Genomic DNA, 15476 nt, shown 5'->3' with positions numbered 1-15476 from the left:
GGCTCGCTCGCGTTGGTAGGTCGTGCTTTCCACTCTTTGCAAGATCGGTACCGAATTCCTTGCGTAGCAAGAATATGATGAATGAATTATCCAACAATGCTCCAAATTCAATTCTGAAGCCGCCATGTTGTGACGTTTTAAGTAGGCAATTTCTAATGAACATCATTACCATGATGTTCATCACATGACCGGTTTGATTCGCTCTAAAGATTTTGACTGGTCACAAAGGATTGGTGAAGATCGTATTTTGTTGGGCAAAGGTAGTCATATGAGTGCTGAGGAGCCACCATGCGAGACCGCGTGAACAATCGAGAGACTCGAGTTCTGGAAAGCGAATCAAGGGCTATGTTCAATAGACGTGTTTTTCGGCAGGCGTTGGGAAGTCCTGCCGGTCGATCGAGGGAATGGTGCACTCAAGCGATTGAAATCTTGATAGATGCAGAATACTGGGCACCTGAGATTCACTGGGTTGCAGACAACCCGGTTACTCTTACCTTCGATAATCGTGAAAACGCGATGTGGGTTCTCGAAGCTGCGAAACAAGCTGGTTACGAGGTTCAGTGTTACCTACCGCTACCTGAATCACGGAGTAAGTGTTCTGTTAAAGTGCAATTGAATTCAGCTGGGTAATAAGAGGGCGGCCGCAATCCCGAACTGGGTGAGATTGCGGCCGCCCCACTGTAAAGCCAGTCACCTTGATGATCCTTGAGCAACAAGGTAAAGGCACTCATCTCTAGTTGCCTTCCCGAGAGGGGTTGTCAGCATAGAGTTGCGGCGACCATTCTCTAGCCCAACAGGTGTGACTCCGTCGATTTGCAGTTGCTTAGGGCTTCCAGGCGTGATCTTCGGAAGGGAACTGGCTTCACTCGCTAGTGCCAACCCGAGTCGGCGATGAGGGTGTTGATATACACCATAGATGCGATCGTTTTCGCGCTACCAACGGTAGTGTTCCCTGTTATTGAGCAGACAGCGCGACCATAAGGGACGAAATAAGCCGAAGGGCAACCACCTACCGCCAGAGTGGCTCCAGAGGCTGAGTACAGCGATTGATTCAAAGATACATTGTTGTATTGGATGCTCGTCAGATTTCTGACGATTGTCGCAGGTTGCACGGCGTTACCAACTCTGACAACACATGCACGCATGGCAAACCTGGAATTGCTAGATGCGGAACCGCAGTGCCACGAGCTTGGAGTGTTCCAGGAATCAGAAATGGGGTACCAGGTGCCGTTCATCGCAAGAAGCCCTGCATCCGCCAGGGCTTCAATCTTCTCCTTAGTGACTTCGGGAGAGTCCTGTGGGGTGGGCAGAAGACCCTGCTTCTCCAGCTCATCCAGCTGCGATGATTCGGCGGGTGCTTGCAGCTCTCCGGGGATGAGTCCCTCTCCTAGTGCAGCCTCCGATGAGTCGGTGAGATTCTCCCACGCCTCGGAAGTAACCTCCTCGAGGAAAACTGGTATCTCGCTAGGATCCGTGGCACTTGCTGCCTGAGAACCGGACATTACTAGCAGGATGGCTCCTGCAACACTGACCATTCGCAAAGATTTCTTCATCGCAACTCCTTTGTTACATGTGAAATTAAAGGTGTTTGATACAACCTCTTCGTACATTAGACATCATTCTCAGAAATATTTAAACTGATCCTTGAAATTCGGCTACTTGTTCAATTTCCACCCCTATAAGAAGGAAGTTGAGAACACAGGATTGTCATAGCCTGACCCGAAGAAGCGATAAACTGTTTATGGTCGTTAAACCGCTTCGCCCCTCACGCGTAAGCCGTCGCGAGCTCGGCCCAGTTAGTGGTGGCGCGCGGGGAGAGCATCTCGCGTTTCATTTCCCACCCGGCGGGGGCGCGAAACCCGGCGAGCCCGAGCCCGACTGTGCCTGCGCCGAGCTTGCGTGTAACGGCGTCGAGGGTCGCGCCGATGTGTCGGCCTTCGTGTTCGGGCTCGAACAGGGAGAGCGGGGCGACCGTGTCGCGCGGGCTTAAGCCGGTGAGTACGACGCCGGCGCGGGCGTACCGCACGGGTATCGCGCCGGGCGGGCAGAGTTTCGGCAGCAGCATGGATGCGGCGCGGGTGAGGTCGATCGGGTCGTCAGTGGGCGCGCCGAGGGTGACGGCGACGGACGCGGAGTGCGGGGGAGTGAGTTCATCCGCCCAGCCGGTCGCCGCCCACGCGGTGAGGGTGCGCGCGACCTGATCTTGCGCGCGGAGCCGGGAGGACACGCGCTGCGCGTACAGTGACAGCACTTGCGCCATGTCGTCGCGGGTGGTGATTTTCTCGGAAAAGGAGCGGCTGTAGATCAGCTGGTCTTTGCGCGTCGGCGGCACGTCTTCGATCGGCAGGCACGGCTCGCCGCGGAGCTCCTGCACGGTGCGGGCGAGCACCACGGAGAATCGGCGCCTGATTTCCCGGGCGTCGGCGTCCCGCAGGTCGCGCGCCGTGTGGATACCGAGCGCCGCGAGCTTCTTCCCTGTGCGCCCTGCTACACCCCACAGGTCTGTGACGGGGAGCGACGCGAGGATCGCGTCCTGTTGGGCGGGGGCGTAGGCGCCGAAGTGACAGACACCGTCGAGCTTCTTAGCTCCCAGGGAGGCGACTTTCGCGAGCGTTTTTGTGCGCCCGATCCCGACCCGCACCGGCACGCCGACGAGACGCAGGACTCGTGCACGAATCTGGTCTGCCAGCGTCAGCAGCTCCGTCACGGTGCCGCGCAGCTCTACGAACGACTCGTCGATGCTGTAGACCTCCTGCCGGGCGGAGAACTCACCGATCACCGTCATGACGCGTGCGCTGAGGCTGCCGTACAGCTCATAGTTCGAGGACCGCGCGACTACGCCGCGGGCCCGGCACCAGGCTTCGATCTGGAACCACGGTTTCCCCATAATGTCCGGGTCGAGCGCTTTCGCTTCGATCGACGCCGCCACGACGCAGCCGTCATTGTTTGAGAGCACGACGATTGGTACGCCCGCGAGTTTCGGGGCGAAGACGCGCTCGGCGCTGGCGTAGAAACTCACGCAGTCGATCAGGGCGACCTGACGCTCCGGCGCGGTCATGCGCGCGCTGCGCGGTGCAGCACCCACGTGACGACTCCCCAGATGTGCAGCTCGGAGAGCTCCGCCACCTGCAGGTCTGGATAGGCCGGGTTTTCCGCCGCGAGCGTCACGCCCGCTTGGTTCACTCGCAGCCGTTTGACCGTGAACTCGCCGTCGAGCACCGCGATCACGATGTGCCCGTCTTGCGGGTCTTCGCCGCGGTCTACGACGAGCCGGTCGCCGTCGAAGATGCCTGCCCCGGTCATGGAATGCCCGGACGCTTGCAGCACGTACGTGGACACCGGATGCGGCACGAGCAGTGCGCTCAGATCGAGGTCTCCGTCGAAGTAATCCTGCGCCGGGGACGGGAACCCGGCAGGCACGGCAGGGCCGGGAGCCGGAAGTGTGAGCGCGTGTGCCGGGGCGCGCAGCGGGCGCGGGTCGAGCGCGTACATGCCACCACCTCCTGCTCGAAAGAATCTTCGAGTGCCAGTGTAGGCGAAGCCTGCCGCGCCCGCGCGCCGGCCTGGACTGTCGGAGTGTCGACCGGCTACGAGCGCAAGGAATCCAGCGCAGCCATCCACCCCGGCACGGGCGCCGTGCACAGCCGCTGCGCGCGTGCGGTCACGAGCTCCATGTGCTCAGCGCTGATCCCGGAGAACACATATTGCCCCGCGCCCACGCCAGAGCCGCCGGTGAGCCACAGCAGGTGACGCGCAAGCGTGTCGATCGCGGCCGCTTCGGTTTCGGGCCCCGGCACGCTCGCAGCAGGCTCGATGATCGGGGCAGTGTCGGGACGCGCCACGACGGCAGCGAGCGCAGCCGCGAGCGTGTCTTCCAGGGCAGTGGAAGTCTCCGCCTCGCCGTGCTCGGCTAAGGCTTCGTGGGCCGCGGCGAGCGCGCTGGGCAGCGGGAGATCGTCCTGCGGGTTCACGTCGCCGGAGACTTCGTACAGGAACGCGCGCCACTCCTGGTCGTCGATGCTCATGCCGACCGTACCGCCGCGCGCGTGCGCGGTGTCGAGCGCAGCGGCGATGTCCCGCAGGATGTTGAGCTGGTCTCGGTGAGGGATCGCGGCCCAGTGGAGGCGCAGTTCTCGGATCGTCCAGCTCACGACGTAGGTGGCGCGGCCGAGGGCGTACCGCACCATGCTCACGAGGAGGCCGGAGTCGATCGGGACGCGCGTAACGGGCGGGAACTTGGGGGAGAGCGGGGAAGACATGGTGGCTCCTTGCGTGATTTTGGGCGAGTGGTTAATCGCCTGCGGCGACCGCGGCGAGGAGGTGTTCGAGGTCCCCGAGCCGCAGCTCGAGCCCGTTGAACATGACCACGACGTCGTGCCGTGGCGGGTCTCCCTCGGCGCTCAGCTGCGCCCGCTTCGCTTCGGCGTATGCGCGCAGTCGGCTCACCACTTGCAGGTCGAGGGGAGCTGCCCTGCTGGCGCTCTGCCGCGCGTCGAGCAGCTGCTCCAGCACCTCGAATGTGCGCGCCATCGCCGGGTAGTACCCCGGCACTGTTTCGGCATCGTGCGTGCCGGTCCAGCGCCGCACGAGGTCCAGGTCGGAGCGCACGCGCGCTTCGCTGATGTCTGATGGCACAAGGGCGGCCGCAGCGTGGGCTGCGCGGATTGCGGCGGCGGCCTCCGAGTACAGCGTCTTGCGAGCTGGATCGTCAGGATCAGAGCAGCTCATGCGGTGGGCGCGATCGAGCTTCGCGAGAATGTCCATGCTCGGTCCTCCAAGGGCGTTTCGGCGGGCGGGTCTCTTCCGTTATGGGACGGCGCGGTTGTGGTGCGCCAGAAACGCTTCCATGCGTTCAAAGTGATCGACGGTGAGTCCCGCGCGCGTGCGAGGCTCGATCAGCAGGTGACCGGTAAGCTCGGGGAGCTCGCCTCGGACCTGGGCTGCGCGATAGTGGTCGTGCTCTTCGTCGTCGACCCAGATGAACGGACGCGGGTGCTCTGCTTGATCTGCCAGGAGGGCTTCAAGTTTGCCGGAATAGCTCAGGCCCTCGTCCTCAAAGTCGAGCCATCCGTCGAGCTTCACCGGCAGCTGCTGCTCGATCAGGGCGGTCTGATCCCGCCACGTGCTGAGCCACCAAATCTCGGCCGTGCGTTGCAGAGACTCGATCCGCCGCAGCACTTCAGGAGACCAGGTGATGATGAAGCCGCTGATCTGGCTCCGCTGATACCCACTAAACCCCGTAACGCGAGGCAGCTGGCTCGTTCCGGTCCGGATGGCGTTGAGCACGCCGTCAAAGTCGAGGTAGATGATCGGCTTGTCCATGCTGCTCATGATGCGCTCCTTTCCGGGTTTGAACATACGCCGAGCATACGAAGCAGCTCAGCGCCGTGCAGCCGCTTCGGTGAGATTCGGACGGATCGTGCCCTCCGCGCGCAGCTGGGCGAGGTTCAAGGCCAAGCGCACGGCGTGACGGCGGCGCTTGAAATCGAGGTGCGCGAACTTCCGGATCGTGCGCTCATACTTCGACGCCACTGCGCCGCCCGTAATGCGGGTGCGCTCGATCATCGGGCGGTACCGGGCGCCCGCCGCGGTCCACGCTTTCACCGGCGAGAACAGCGCCTCGACGGACTGGTGCGAGCCGGTGTGCGCGAGGTCGAGGAACAGACTGAGACCGACCTCGGCCACGTCCAGCGGACCGTCGATCGTGTGCCGCACTTTACGCGCCGGAGAATCGGTCACGACGAACAAGTCCCGGTCACTGTCGGCGTGCGCGAGGCCGTACAGGTGCGAGCCGTGCACGGTGCGAAACAGTTCAGTGGGCATGATGAGCTCCTTGGGTGTCCGGTGACTGGCTTACCTGAGCTATAGGACGGGCAAGGCAGGGCCCGAGAGCTGGGACTGGGCTGCGCCGATCGCGCTCACTGCACCTCCTCCGGGCCCGGGAACGCACCGAGCCGCAGCTTCGTTTTGAACGCTTCGACATGGCCGGGCGGCAAGAACCCATTCGCCGCCGCGGTGCGCAGGTTCTCGTACCCGCGGTCGCGGGCGGTAGTCAGCTTTTCCGCTACGAGAAATGGGTTGGTGGCGAACAGACCGCTGTTCGAGAGCTCGTTCAGCTCGACAATCACCGGGGTATTCGCGGCGGCGTCCAAGGCGACGTCGATCACGACCGTCCCACCATGCTCCGCCGCCACTTCGCGCGCGAACGCGAGCAGACGCTGCGCGATCTCAGGTTCGTGCGCGACCAGGGGCGATGGCCCACCTTCGGTAAGGTGCCCGCGGTACTGACGCAGCCGGTCATCGAGCCACACTCCTGTGCCGGGGGCAAAAGACCCGCCCGAAGACATCTCCAACGGCGTGTGCTCTTCAATGCCACCGGCCGCGGTGACCACAACGCCGTCCACGACGAAGCAGCGCATCTCGTATTGCAGATCGAGCATGTCCTGCACGAGCAGCGCGTCTTTCAAGCCATCCAGGCGCACGAGCGTCCAGTCGAGCGTTTCGAGCAGGTCGGACTTCACCTGGCCCGGGTCAGCGGACGTGGGGAGCACCCAGATGCCTGATTTGTTCTCGGCATTCTTCACCACGACATGCGCGATGCCTGCGCGGTGGCGGTCGACAATCCAGTCGATGATCGTGTCGGAATGCTCCGCATAATCCTCGCCGGAGTTGTAGGTAGTGAGCGCCATTGCGCGCCCGCCGTACTTATCGACGAGCGGGTGCATGATGAACGCGTCCCGGGAATGCCTGCCGCCGGTCTCGTCCCAGGACACCGGGCCCATGCGTCGGGTGAGCTCCTCGTCTGTCCAGGCGGTCTTGCCGGTCACGATTTCAAGGCGGTCGCTCGCGCGGTGCGCGGCCACCAGGAGGAACGCGTCCTCCCAGAAGTCCTCGATGTCGGCGCCCGGCACCGGAATGAAATCTCGGTCTGGGAAAATCTCGCGTAACGTGGCGAGAATGTCGGCGGCGAGCGCGCGTTTCGCGTCCGGCCAGTCGGCAGAGATGCCCGGGTACGGGCGCAGCATGCCGGCGTACAGGGTCGGGGTGAGGGGCTTAGGCATGGCTCGTGCTCTTCTCTCGTTTGCTAGTTCTTCAGTCGGTACAGGAACGCCGCCATCGCTTCGCGCGTGACCTGCTGCGACGGTTCGTAACGGGGGAGCCCGGCGGGCTGTTTGGTGCCGGTGGATAGGCCAGTGTCGTACATCCAGGAAATCTGGGGGTAGAACTTGTGTCGAGGGGTCACGTCTGCGAAGCGCGACTGCTTCGGGGCGGTGTAGCCAGGGGTGCGCTCCATGCGCGCGAGGAACGCGGCCATCGCTTCTCGTGAGACGGCGCCCTTCGGAGCGTAGGCGGGCTTCTTACCGGCCTGCTTCGTGCCGGTGGAGATACCCGCGGAGTGCATCCAGGCGATTTCGCGGTAGAACTTGTCACCAGGGGCAACGTCGGCGAAAGGTGACGTTTTCGGCATGACGTATCCGGCAGGCGCAGTCTGGCCCTTCGGGGTGTTCAGGCGGTACAGGAACGCGGCCATCGCCTCCCGAGAGACAGAGGCTTTCGGCTGGTACACGGGACCCGCGGGCGTGCTCGTGCCGGTGGACAAGCCGGATGATTTCATCCAGGCAATTTCGCGGTAAAACTTATCTCCCGGGCTGACGTCCGCGAACACACCCGGGGCGCTCAACCCGTCGGGATAAGCGCCGAACACCTGCGTGTAGTACGGGACACCGTTGACGCTGTACGCGAGCCCTGTGCCGACATGGGTGAAGTACGGCCTCGTGATCGTGTTCATGTGAGGCGGCGATCCGCGCCAGCCTTTCACGACCGCTTCGGTGGTGCGGTACCCGTACGCGACGTTCTCACCCAGCCCGCGATACCCCGCAGGAATCTGCGTGCGCACATGCGGGTTGTGACTCATGGTCTGGGATTTCGCCTGCTGCTTGCTCCACGTCTGCGCTACCGCGTCGAGGCGCGGATCGGATTTCAGAGCGCCCAGGCCGTGTTCCGCTCGGATAGCGTTCACGCGCTTCACTATGTCCGTGCGCGTGGGAGCGAGGGCTAACTGGCCGGCCGTGAGCTGGCCATGGTCCACCGCTACGCGCGATGACTCGGCCGAGAGGGCAGAGGCGTTCGGGTCCACGCCGACGGCCTCCTCTGAAATATGCTCAGGGGCGAGCACGTCAGTGTCCTCTGCGCTGAGCTCAACGGGAGGCGCGACCGCGATCTGACTCATCGCGTCGGGCATCTCCTCCACGGCAGGGAGCTCGTCTGACATGTACGCATGAGCAGCGACCGTCTGCCCGGGAACAACGCCCGCGCACAGTGTCGCTACCGTGAGAATTACCGCCCCGCGACGCCAACGAACATGCTTCAAGAGGGAGAGATGCTGCACCAAGACGTTCCATTCCGCCGCCGGGACTTCCAGCCGCTGCCTGCGCTATAGGACGCGCGGGGAGGATCTATCTTCGGCGGCGCTCCCGGCACCTTTCGCCCAGTAGGAAGAGCACCGAGCCAAGCGCAGCCGCACCTGCGGTTGCTGTCGATGCGCGAGCCAGATAGGCCCAGATCATGGCGCCTGTAACATGGGCCAGTGTTGTCATTACCAGGGCGGCAATCACAAGCGTCCCCGAGGTTGCGAGCGCAAGTTCGGGAAGGGCATCAGCATAATGGATCAGCCTACGGTGCAAAGGAATGCCTCGGGGAGCTCGAGTACTGCTATTTCTCCACAGGGCGATTGCAGACAGAGATAAAGCGTCATGAATGACCCCACTGGAGATGAGCTCTTCTAGATCCGCAGGCGAGCACCAGCGCGCCGCTGCCACTTCGCCGTCAGGAACAGACCGTGGTGCTTTGCGCTTCAACAAGCAGTGCACAATCGCCACTCGCTGCGGAAAGATCGCAGAGTCGGTAACAAGGACGCCGAGCACTCTTGCAGCGCGCGTAGCGTGGCCTGTTTCTTCGCGCAGTTCCCTTACGCCGGTGGCAAGAGCCGCAGGATCGTCCAGGTCTCCTGCTCCACGTGGGAGCTCCCAGATCCACTCATCCATAGCCTCGCGCCGCGAAAGAACGAGCATGACGCGCTGCTGCTCGTCCGACGCCACGATCACCGCTCCGGGCCTCCCGTCTGACACAACCAGGCGATGATGCGTGTATTGGACTCCGGATACCGTGACCCGCGGTGCAGATTCCAAGCGCACCGGTAAGCCGTCATTGCTGTGATAGACCGTGGAGAACTGACCGGGCTCGGGCTGCTCCAACACTTCGATGCGAGGCCTTCGGTCTCGAGAGTTATCAGGAAGCTGCGCCCGAGCGGTCTCCGGCGCATCGACCTCTGGACCGGCCGGGAAAGCGCGACGCAGGGCGCGCACTCGGCCTAACATTCTTCACCCCGTGCGGCGCGCAGTACCTCAGCGAACGCCATCTCGTCGTCGCTGAGCTTCCCGGTCCATGAGACTTTCCCGTCCACTGATCGGTGTGCGCCTCGATGTCCCGCCGGAAACTTGCACTCAGTGAGTACGAACGCCGCCTGCGCGGGCGAGGCTTTCGACGGGTCGCCCACCATTTCGCGGATACGCGGGCTGGCGAGCATCGTGTGCAGGGCGTGCGGACAGGGCTGCTGCGCTTCAATCTCTGACACCTCGTTCACCTTTCGGCTCTCAGCGCTGGTGGGCGCGGTCTTCAAAAGTACCGAGCCTGCGGCGGCGCGGTCCCGGTCGTGTTTCCATGCCTTCGTGCGCTCCGCCCTTCGAGCGTCCACGTCGTCGTAACAGCCGTGCTGACCGGGCGGATGCAGGGTGGCGAGATCACTGTTCCAGCCCCGACCCGCGAGCACGCTGAGGCGGATATTCTCGCGGGTCGGTTCAGACTGCGCTCCGGCCGGGCTCAGCATTTTGCGTCCCATTCCGGGAAGCGGCTCAGCGCCGGGCCGCCTTGGCTCATCTCGCTCGCGAAGACATAAAGAAACGCGTGGCCCTCTACACAAGCGATCGAGAAACTATTCCTGGTGAGGTCGCCGCCGCCTCTGGCCCGGTGCATGGTGACCTCTGGGCGTGGTTCGGCGGGCTCAGCGGTCGGCTTGGCGATTGTTTCGCTGGTCTGCTCAGTGGTAGCTTCATTGGTCGGTCCAATACTCTGCGAGACCGCTTTGCTTAGCTCAAAGACTCCCCAGATAGTGCCAATGAAAATCAGGAGCGCCAGTACCGCGCCGATGTTCTTACTCATACGCCCATCTCCTCGGTCTCAGCCAGGTCGCCAATAAGCCCCCAAGTCTCGTCATGGTAGATAAACCCGCGGGCAGCCGCCCATGTGAACATGGAGGCACGGTAACCGTCAAGCAGCACTGGGCTTGCATTCACACTGGTTGTGTCACCTGCAGGCGACTGCCTGCTGTCGCGAACCATTTGCAGCAGTTCGCTGCTGGTCATCGCGCCATGGGTGGACAGGATCGCGTGAGCAATGCCAGATATTGCGTAGGCACCCGTAAGGGGCTCGTCCAGCGGCCGTTGAGACAGGTTCTTTTGCAGGCGCTCGGCATCTGCAGTCAGGCGATCGCTCGAGATCGCCTGACTAATCTCTGGGATTTGTGATGCCAGTGCCCAGCGGCCGCCAGCATATCCAAGCCCTGCGACGCGGCTCTCCCTGATCATGGTGAGCACGTCGCCAACAGTCCTGGGCCAAGACTTTCTTGATGCTTTGAATAGCTCGTCCTCTGTCATCGGACCGTAATCGGCGAGGATGGTTTTCAATGCGTCTACGGTGAACATGGTGCCCTTCTTTCGTGTTGAATGTGCTGCGATAGTTCTCTGGATCATCGTTCGTTCAGCGGCGGAAACCTGGCCCTTCAGGGCCGGGTGATTGACCTCTAGCGAGCGGGAACAGCGGCTCGGGCGAGCGGCTTATCTGCGCTACAGGACGCGCGGAGAAGGGTGGCTTCGGGGCTCAGCATTTGGCGTCCCATTCTGGGAAGCGGCTCAGCGCCGGGCCGCCCGCTGACGGTTTGGACACGTAGCCGTACACGAACGCGTGCTCTTCGATGCACATGAGCGCGAGACTCGTGAAGTCTGGACTCTGCCCGCTGATCTTGCTGACCTTAATCTCACTGCTCAGCTCGGTGGCGGGCATGGTGACCGCTTTGGGGCCTGAGCATCCCGCCAGGGCGGCGACCGCGAGCACGGCCGCCGCGGCTGTGATGACTTTCCGAATCATGCGCCCAGCTCCTCGAACTCTTCACCGCTCATGACTTCAACGCCGAGCGTTTCGGCTTTCGCGAGCTTCGATCCGGCTTTCTCGCCTGCGATCAGCAGGTCGAGATTCTTGGATACGGATGACGCGACGGTGCCGCCGAGCTCCTCGATGCGGGCTACGGCCTGCTTGCGGGAGAGGGTGGGGAGCGTGCCGGTGACGAGTATGCGCTTACCGGCGAGCGGGGCACGGGAAGGCGCGTCGGTGTGGTCGGCGGTGCCGTCAGCCGCGGGTGCCGGGCGGTGGTAGCGCGTCCAATCCCAGGTGAACATGTCCAGGTCTACGAGCATCCACGCGCGCCAGGTGTCGCTCGCCTCGGTGATGGCGCGGGCCTGGGCGGGGCCGAACCCGTCAATCGTCTCGATCGACGCTTCGGTCTGCTGGTCGATCACGAAGAACGGCGACGTCGCCTCCGTGGGCGGCGCCGGGAACAGCATGAACTTCGCGAGCTTCTGCCCGGCCCGGTAGCCGATCCCGGGGACCCCCGCGGCTTTCAACCACTTGGCGGGGTCCTGCGGGCCGCTCGTCTTCGCGATCACTTCAGCGGTGAGCTTGTCCACGAGCTTCTGGGTGCCGCGCTCGAACGGCGCGAGCGTGCCTGCTCGGCAGACTTCCAGCAGCGCCGGGAGCGAGTCGATCTGCGGGTTACTCGCGATTAGCCGGCGCACTACGTCCTCCCCGAGCCCGAGAATGTCGAGCGTCTTCGCGGCGAACGAAATATCCTTCACCGGGTCGCTACCGCCGCCGTGCACGAAATCGCGGCCCTCGCGGCGGTACACAGTGCCATCCGTGGGGGTGTCGCCGAACTTGCCTTCAATGAAAGAGCGAACTGCCAATTGCAGCGGCTTGGACAAGTGCTCCTCGATGGGGATGCGCGAGCCGCCATCGACCGGCTGGGTTTCGATCTCGACCTTGCCGTCGGAATAGCGATGCCCAAAGATGTACCGCTGAAATCCGCCGTCGGCCTGATCCAGAAAGTTGAGTCGCACGACCTCGGAGTATTCGACATCGTGCTTTGACTGTTCAGCGTTGGAGTGGCGCAGGAAGATGATCTCGCCCACTCCCACCGGCCACCCGTTCGGGTCGAGCACTGGTGTTGCATCAGCGGCGTGCTCGCCGACGCGGCGCACGACGTTCGGGATGACCTCGTTAGCGCGAGTCACTTCGATGGTGTCGCCGATCCGCACGTCGAGCTCTTCAAGGAACGCGACGTTATTGAGGGTGGCGCGTGAAACCGTGGCGCCGGACAGCTCCACGGGATCGAACAGTGCGGTGGGCACGACGCGGCCTGTGCGAGTCTCGCTCCACTCGACAGCACGCAGCGTGGTCTGCTTCGAGCGGTTCGGGTATTTGTAGGCGAGCGCCCAGCGCGGTGCGGTACTGGACTCCCCAAGCGCCTCACGCAGCTCAGGCTCGGTGAGCTTAAGTACGACGCCGTCAGTGTCCACATCGAGGCTGTCAGCGTGCTCACCCAGCCAGTTCACCGCGTCGGCAATTCCGGCGACACCTCCGCTGTAGGTTGGAAGCATGTAGTGCGGGAATGGCGCGTGTGGGTCGGTCTCTCGCAGGCCGATGCGGCGGTCGCCCAGCCCTCGGGCGTTCGGAAATAGGAACTCCGAGCTGCGCTCAGAAAGATGCACGGCACCGTCGCCGTCGAATGGGATGAACGTGAGCCAGCGCCCAGCGGCGGCTACAGCGTCTTCGACAGCCTGCTGGCGGCGAGTGTGGCTGGTGGTGCCGTTCTCCTCGCTCCGCAGTGCTTCGACGTTACGGGCGACGCGGGCGATGAGACCTGCGGCGGCGTTGCGGGGGTTCACGAGCGGCTTCTCGTCAGCGGCAACGCGCTCCTCGTTCAGGCGGGTGAACGCTGAGCGCAGCATGACGATCTCCCCGCGCACCTCGCCCGCGGAGTTCCCGGTCGCCTCGTCGACGGCGGTGAGCTGGAGCGGTAGCCCCTGCACATCGAAGATGGCCTTGATGGCCCGGGTGATGTCGTCGCCCTTCTCGCCGTCGCCTCGGGTGAGCGCGAGCGAGAGCCGTCCGGCCTTGTTGTATCGCACCGATGCGGAGAGTCCATCGAACTTCGGCTCGATGGTGTAGCTGTGGGATACTGAGCCGCGCTGCACAAGCGCTTCGAGCGCGGCGACGTCGTGCACCTTCTCAAGGCTCAGCATGCGGCGCTGGTGCGCGTGCTTGCCTCCCGCACTACCGTGTCCGACCTGCTCCGCCACTCCGCGCTGCGCGAGCTCGGCAGTGAGCGCATCGAACGCGTCGTCGCTCATAAGAGGCTCGCCCGCGCTGTAGTAGGCGCGGGCGGCGCGGTCACGCTCAGCCACGAGGGCGGCGGTGCTTTCACTGGTTGAATCGGGTGAGGTCAAGGTGGCGTCCTTTCGATTGCGCGCCGCGCTGGGCAGCGCGTCGGGGGATACCTGCCCTATAGGACGCGGGCTCAGCTCTCCGCACCTAGGTCTACGAGCGTGCCGCGCACGAGGTGGTGTTCGGGGATCACCTTGCGCTTAGCGGCGGCAGCCTGGCCCTTCAGGGCCGGGAGGAGACGCGCCTTGACGGGCGCGTTCCGGTCTTGGCCGCTATCTCCTTTCTGGGGTGGGAGCGGAGGAGTGTCGATACCCGTCTCCGCGCTGTATGAGTGTTATGCGACGCCAGCCGATGCCTTGGATGGCGCCGTCATTCGTGGTGATGTTGCATGATCCGGTCGCGCGCACGGCGACGCGGCCGACATGCGTGCCCTGCTTCTTCCCCGACGGGACTACCGCGCGTACGAGGTCGCCGGTGATGAGCCCGAAATGTGTTTTCTGGCGGGTGAGTCGCAGGCGCGGGAATCCGTACTTATCCGATGCGGTGCGACTGTACGAGCCTCGCCCGGTGCAGTGCGCGACATGCGTGAGAGCAGGCCAGCGCGTCACCACGTCCACGTCCCCGACACACAGGGCGTCGAGGGCATGGCTTTTCGGAACATTGCTGACATGGCGGTTGTATTTCGTGCGCCCGCCCGTAGACACATACACCGGCAGCCCGGTCGAAGCAGTCATGTGCACGATCGCCCGCCTGGTGGCGTTCACCGCCGCAGCATGCGCGAGCGGCCGCTTCAGAGAAGCAAGGATACGCCGCAGCCGTGCTGGGTCGTCTGCGAGGAACTCTTCTACCGGGCGGGCGTCCTTGCGTTGGTTGCAGGGGATGCACGCGGTGACGAGGTTCGAGGGTCGGTGGGAGCCGCCGCGCGCCTGCGGACGCACGTGATCAATGTTGAGCGGCACACCGTCTGGGCCGGTGCCGGGAGCGTCGCAGTACACACAGCGGCGACCCCATTTCTCCAGCAAGTACTCGCGTACTTCGTAGCCCGCGAGCGTGCCCTGCTGGTATCGCACCCCGGTGATGGTCGGGTCTTGCAGGAGCTGCAGGTCGAACCTGACCTGCTCCACATGCACGGCCGTGACGGGAGCCCAACGCGAGAGTCTGAGCATCCACGTCTGTGTCGTGTCGAGCCGATGCCATAGAGACGGCGGCAGCCAGGAGCCCGCGTTCGGGCGGGCCTTGCGGGCGCGGTTCAGGAACCGGGGCGCCCGATAGCGGAGATTTCTACCACGGCGGCCACGACGCAAAGCGGCGCGGGCGTGGAGCTTGTTCTTGATAGCGAGACCGCGGTGCACAAGCTCACCCAGCCACACCGCCTCACGTGCGGTGGTCACTTCACCGGTACGCGGATCGGCAGCCTGGTCAGTGGTGAATACGGCGAGGCCGGTGTGCTTGGAGCCAGGGTCGATGCCGACCTCCACCCCGGCCACGGTCGAGTCCTCGACCGTGCGGTCTTTCAAACGGATCACAAAAGGGGTGCGGCGGTGCACGACCGCTCTCCCTTGGGCGAGCAGCTCACGCGCCCGTGCCGGGTGGCAAGGCTGCAAGGGTTGCCCGTGGCGGTCGAGCACGAACACGCGTGCCGCCAGGTTATTGCGTGGTGTGGCGGGGTTACCCCCGCCGGGCTGGGCAGCACCCGTAGATGCTGCCCGTGACGCCGACACCGTTTGACGGGTGCCGGTCTCCCCTCGACCATGTTGAACGCCCGCTGCGGGCACGCCCGCGTCGATACCCCGTTTCGTGGATACCCGTTCCTTGTCTGCTGATACCGATTCCAGAGCAGAGAGCTGAGGAAGCACTCTCTGGTGGGTCTGCTCACGTACGTTCAACGTAGTCACCTCCAATGGTTTGGCGTGTCTTGGTCT

General features: G+C 63.7%; 16 protein-coding genes. All 16 read right to left on the bottom strand.

Annotated elements, in window-relative coordinates:
* Positions 1-869: 869 nt before the first annotated feature.
* The 16 genes from ACXR2T_RS05935 to iscB all read right to left on the bottom strand — a co-directional run bounded on the left by ACXR2T_RS05935 (position 870) and on the right by iscB (position 15449).
* Positions 870-1553 carry a hypothetical protein gene (locus ACXR2T_RS05935; RefSeq protein ID WP_458838782.1) on the bottom strand — a complete coding sequence of 228 codons (684 nt, stop codon included), beginning with the start codon at positions 1551-1553 and terminating at the stop codon, positions 870-872.
* 212 nt (positions 1554-1765) lie between these two features.
* Positions 1766-3085: a Y-family DNA polymerase gene (locus tag ACXR2T_RS05930; protein WP_458838783.1), complete on the bottom strand. Its 1320-nt coding sequence runs from the start codon at positions 3083-3085 to the stop codon at positions 1766-1768.
* Entirely contained in the window at positions 3055-3492 is a 438-nt protein-coding gene (locus ACXR2T_RS05925; protein WP_458838784.1) for a LexA family protein, read from the bottom strand. The genes ACXR2T_RS05930 and ACXR2T_RS05925 overlap by 31 nt, the downstream gene beginning before the upstream one ends.
* Positions 3493-3587: 95 nt before the next feature.
* Positions 3588-4259, bottom strand: a complete 672-nt coding sequence (locus ACXR2T_RS05920) for a hypothetical protein (protein ID WP_458838785.1) — start codon at positions 4257-4259, stop codon at positions 3588-3590.
* Between the two features lie 31 nt (positions 4260-4290).
* Positions 4291-4764 carry a hypothetical protein gene (locus ACXR2T_RS05915; protein WP_458838786.1) on the bottom strand — a complete coding sequence of 158 codons (474 nt, stop codon included), beginning with the start codon at positions 4762-4764 and terminating at the stop codon, positions 4291-4293.
* A 42-nt stretch (positions 4765-4806) separates the two neighbouring features.
* The gene (locus tag ACXR2T_RS05910; protein ID WP_458838787.1) at positions 4807-5331 is read right to left on the bottom strand and encodes an HAD domain-containing protein; all 525 of its coding nucleotides are present in this window, start codon (positions 5329-5331) and stop codon (positions 4807-4809) included.
* Positions 5332-5379: 48 nt separating this feature from the next.
* The gene (locus ACXR2T_RS05905) at positions 5380-5823 is read right to left on the bottom strand and encodes a DNA polymerase beta superfamily protein (RefSeq protein ID WP_458838788.1); all 444 of its coding nucleotides are present in this window, start codon (positions 5821-5823) and stop codon (positions 5380-5382) included.
* A gap of 95 nt (positions 5824-5918) precedes the next feature.
* Positions 5919-7061, bottom strand: a complete 1143-nt coding sequence (locus tag ACXR2T_RS05900) for an ATP-grasp domain-containing protein (protein ID WP_458838789.1) — start codon at positions 7059-7061, stop codon at positions 5919-5921.
* Between the two features lie 23 nt (positions 7062-7084).
* The gene (locus ACXR2T_RS05895; RefSeq protein WP_458838790.1) at positions 7085-8389 is read right to left on the bottom strand and encodes a CAP and S-layer homology domain-containing protein; all 1305 of its coding nucleotides are present in this window, start codon (positions 8387-8389) and stop codon (positions 7085-7087) included.
* Between the two features lie 67 nt (positions 8390-8456).
* On the bottom strand, positions 8457-9377 hold the full coding sequence (locus ACXR2T_RS05890) for an NUDIX hydrolase (RefSeq protein ID WP_458838791.1): 921 nt from the start codon (positions 9375-9377) through the stop codon (positions 8457-8459).
* A complete protein-coding gene (locus tag ACXR2T_RS05885) occupies positions 9371-9898 on the bottom strand; it encodes a hypothetical protein (RefSeq protein ID WP_489945494.1) in 528 nt (175 codons plus the stop codon). The genes ACXR2T_RS05890 and ACXR2T_RS05885 overlap by 7 nt, the downstream gene beginning before the upstream one ends.
* Positions 9880-10218 carry a hypothetical protein gene (locus ACXR2T_RS05880; RefSeq protein ID WP_458838793.1) on the bottom strand — a complete coding sequence of 113 codons (339 nt, stop codon included), beginning with the start codon at positions 10216-10218 and terminating at the stop codon, positions 9880-9882. Before ACXR2T_RS05880 ends, ACXR2T_RS05885 begins: the two co-directional genes overlap by 19 nt.
* Entirely contained in the window at positions 10215-10760 is a 546-nt protein-coding gene (locus ACXR2T_RS05875) for a hypothetical protein (protein ID WP_458838794.1), read from the bottom strand. Before ACXR2T_RS05875 ends, ACXR2T_RS05880 begins: the two co-directional genes overlap by 4 nt.
* A gap of 175 nt (positions 10761-10935) precedes the next feature.
* Positions 10936-11202 carry a hypothetical protein gene (locus tag ACXR2T_RS05870; RefSeq protein WP_458838795.1) on the bottom strand — a complete coding sequence of 89 codons (267 nt, stop codon included), beginning with the start codon at positions 11200-11202 and terminating at the stop codon, positions 10936-10938.
* The gene (locus ACXR2T_RS05865) at positions 11199-13616 is read right to left on the bottom strand and encodes a BRCT domain-containing protein (protein ID WP_458838796.1); all 2418 of its coding nucleotides are present in this window, start codon (positions 13614-13616) and stop codon (positions 11199-11201) included. The genes ACXR2T_RS05870 and ACXR2T_RS05865 overlap by 4 nt, the downstream gene beginning before the upstream one ends.
* Before the next feature lie 210 nt (positions 13617-13826).
* Positions 13827-15449 carry an RNA-guided endonuclease IscB gene (gene iscB / locus ACXR2T_RS05860; RefSeq protein WP_458838797.1) on the bottom strand — a complete coding sequence of 541 codons (1623 nt, stop codon included), beginning with the start codon at positions 15447-15449 and terminating at the stop codon, positions 13827-13829.
* Positions 15450-15476 lie beyond the last annotated feature (27 nt).

The sequence above is a fragment of the Leucobacter faecis genome (genome assembly GCF_054456635.2).
The sequence above is the reverse complement of the archived record's forward strand: the minus strand, read 5'-3'. Positions and strand labels throughout refer to the sequence as shown.

Coding starts and splice junctions, on each gene's coding strand:
- ACXR2T_RS05935 (WP_458838782.1), bottom strand. CDS start 1,553: ATGAAGAAATCTTTGCGAATGGTCAGTGTTGCAGGAGCCATCCTGCTA.
- ACXR2T_RS05925 (WP_458838784.1), bottom strand. CDS start 3,492: ATGTACGCGCTCGACCCGCGCCCGCTGCGCGCCCCGGCACACGCGCTC.
- ACXR2T_RS05920 (WP_458838785.1), bottom strand. CDS start 4,259: ATGTCTTCCCCGCTCTCCCCCAAGTTCCCGCCCGTTACGCGCGTCCCG.
- ACXR2T_RS05915 (WP_458838786.1), bottom strand. CDS start 4,764: ATGGACATTCTCGCGAAGCTCGATCGCGCCCACCGCATGAGCTGCTCT.
- ACXR2T_RS05910 (WP_458838787.1), bottom strand. CDS start 5,331: ATGAGCAGCATGGACAAGCCGATCATCTACCTCGACTTTGACGGCGTG.
- ACXR2T_RS05905 (WP_458838788.1), bottom strand. CDS start 5,823: ATGCCCACTGAACTGTTTCGCACCGTGCACGGCTCGCACCTGTACGGC.
- ACXR2T_RS05900 (WP_458838789.1), bottom strand. CDS start 7,061: ATGCCTAAGCCCCTCACCCCGACCCTGTACGCCGGCATGCTGCGCCCG.
- ACXR2T_RS05890 (WP_458838791.1), bottom strand. CDS start 9,377: ATGTTAGGCCGAGTGCGCGCCCTGCGTCGCGCTTTCCCGGCCGGTCCA.
- ACXR2T_RS05885 (WP_489945494.1), bottom strand. CDS start 9,898: ATGGGACGCAAAATGCTGAGCCCGGCCGGAGCGCAGTCTGAACCGACC.
- ACXR2T_RS05880 (WP_458838793.1), bottom strand. CDS start 10,218: ATGAGTAAGAACATCGGCGCGGTACTGGCGCTCCTGATTTTCATTGGC.
- ACXR2T_RS05875 (WP_458838794.1), bottom strand. CDS start 10,760: ATGTTCACCGTAGACGCATTGAAAACCATCCTCGCCGATTACGGTCCG.
- ACXR2T_RS05870 (WP_458838795.1), bottom strand. CDS start 11,202: ATGATTCGGAAAGTCATCACAGCCGCGGCGGCCGTGCTCGCGGTCGCC.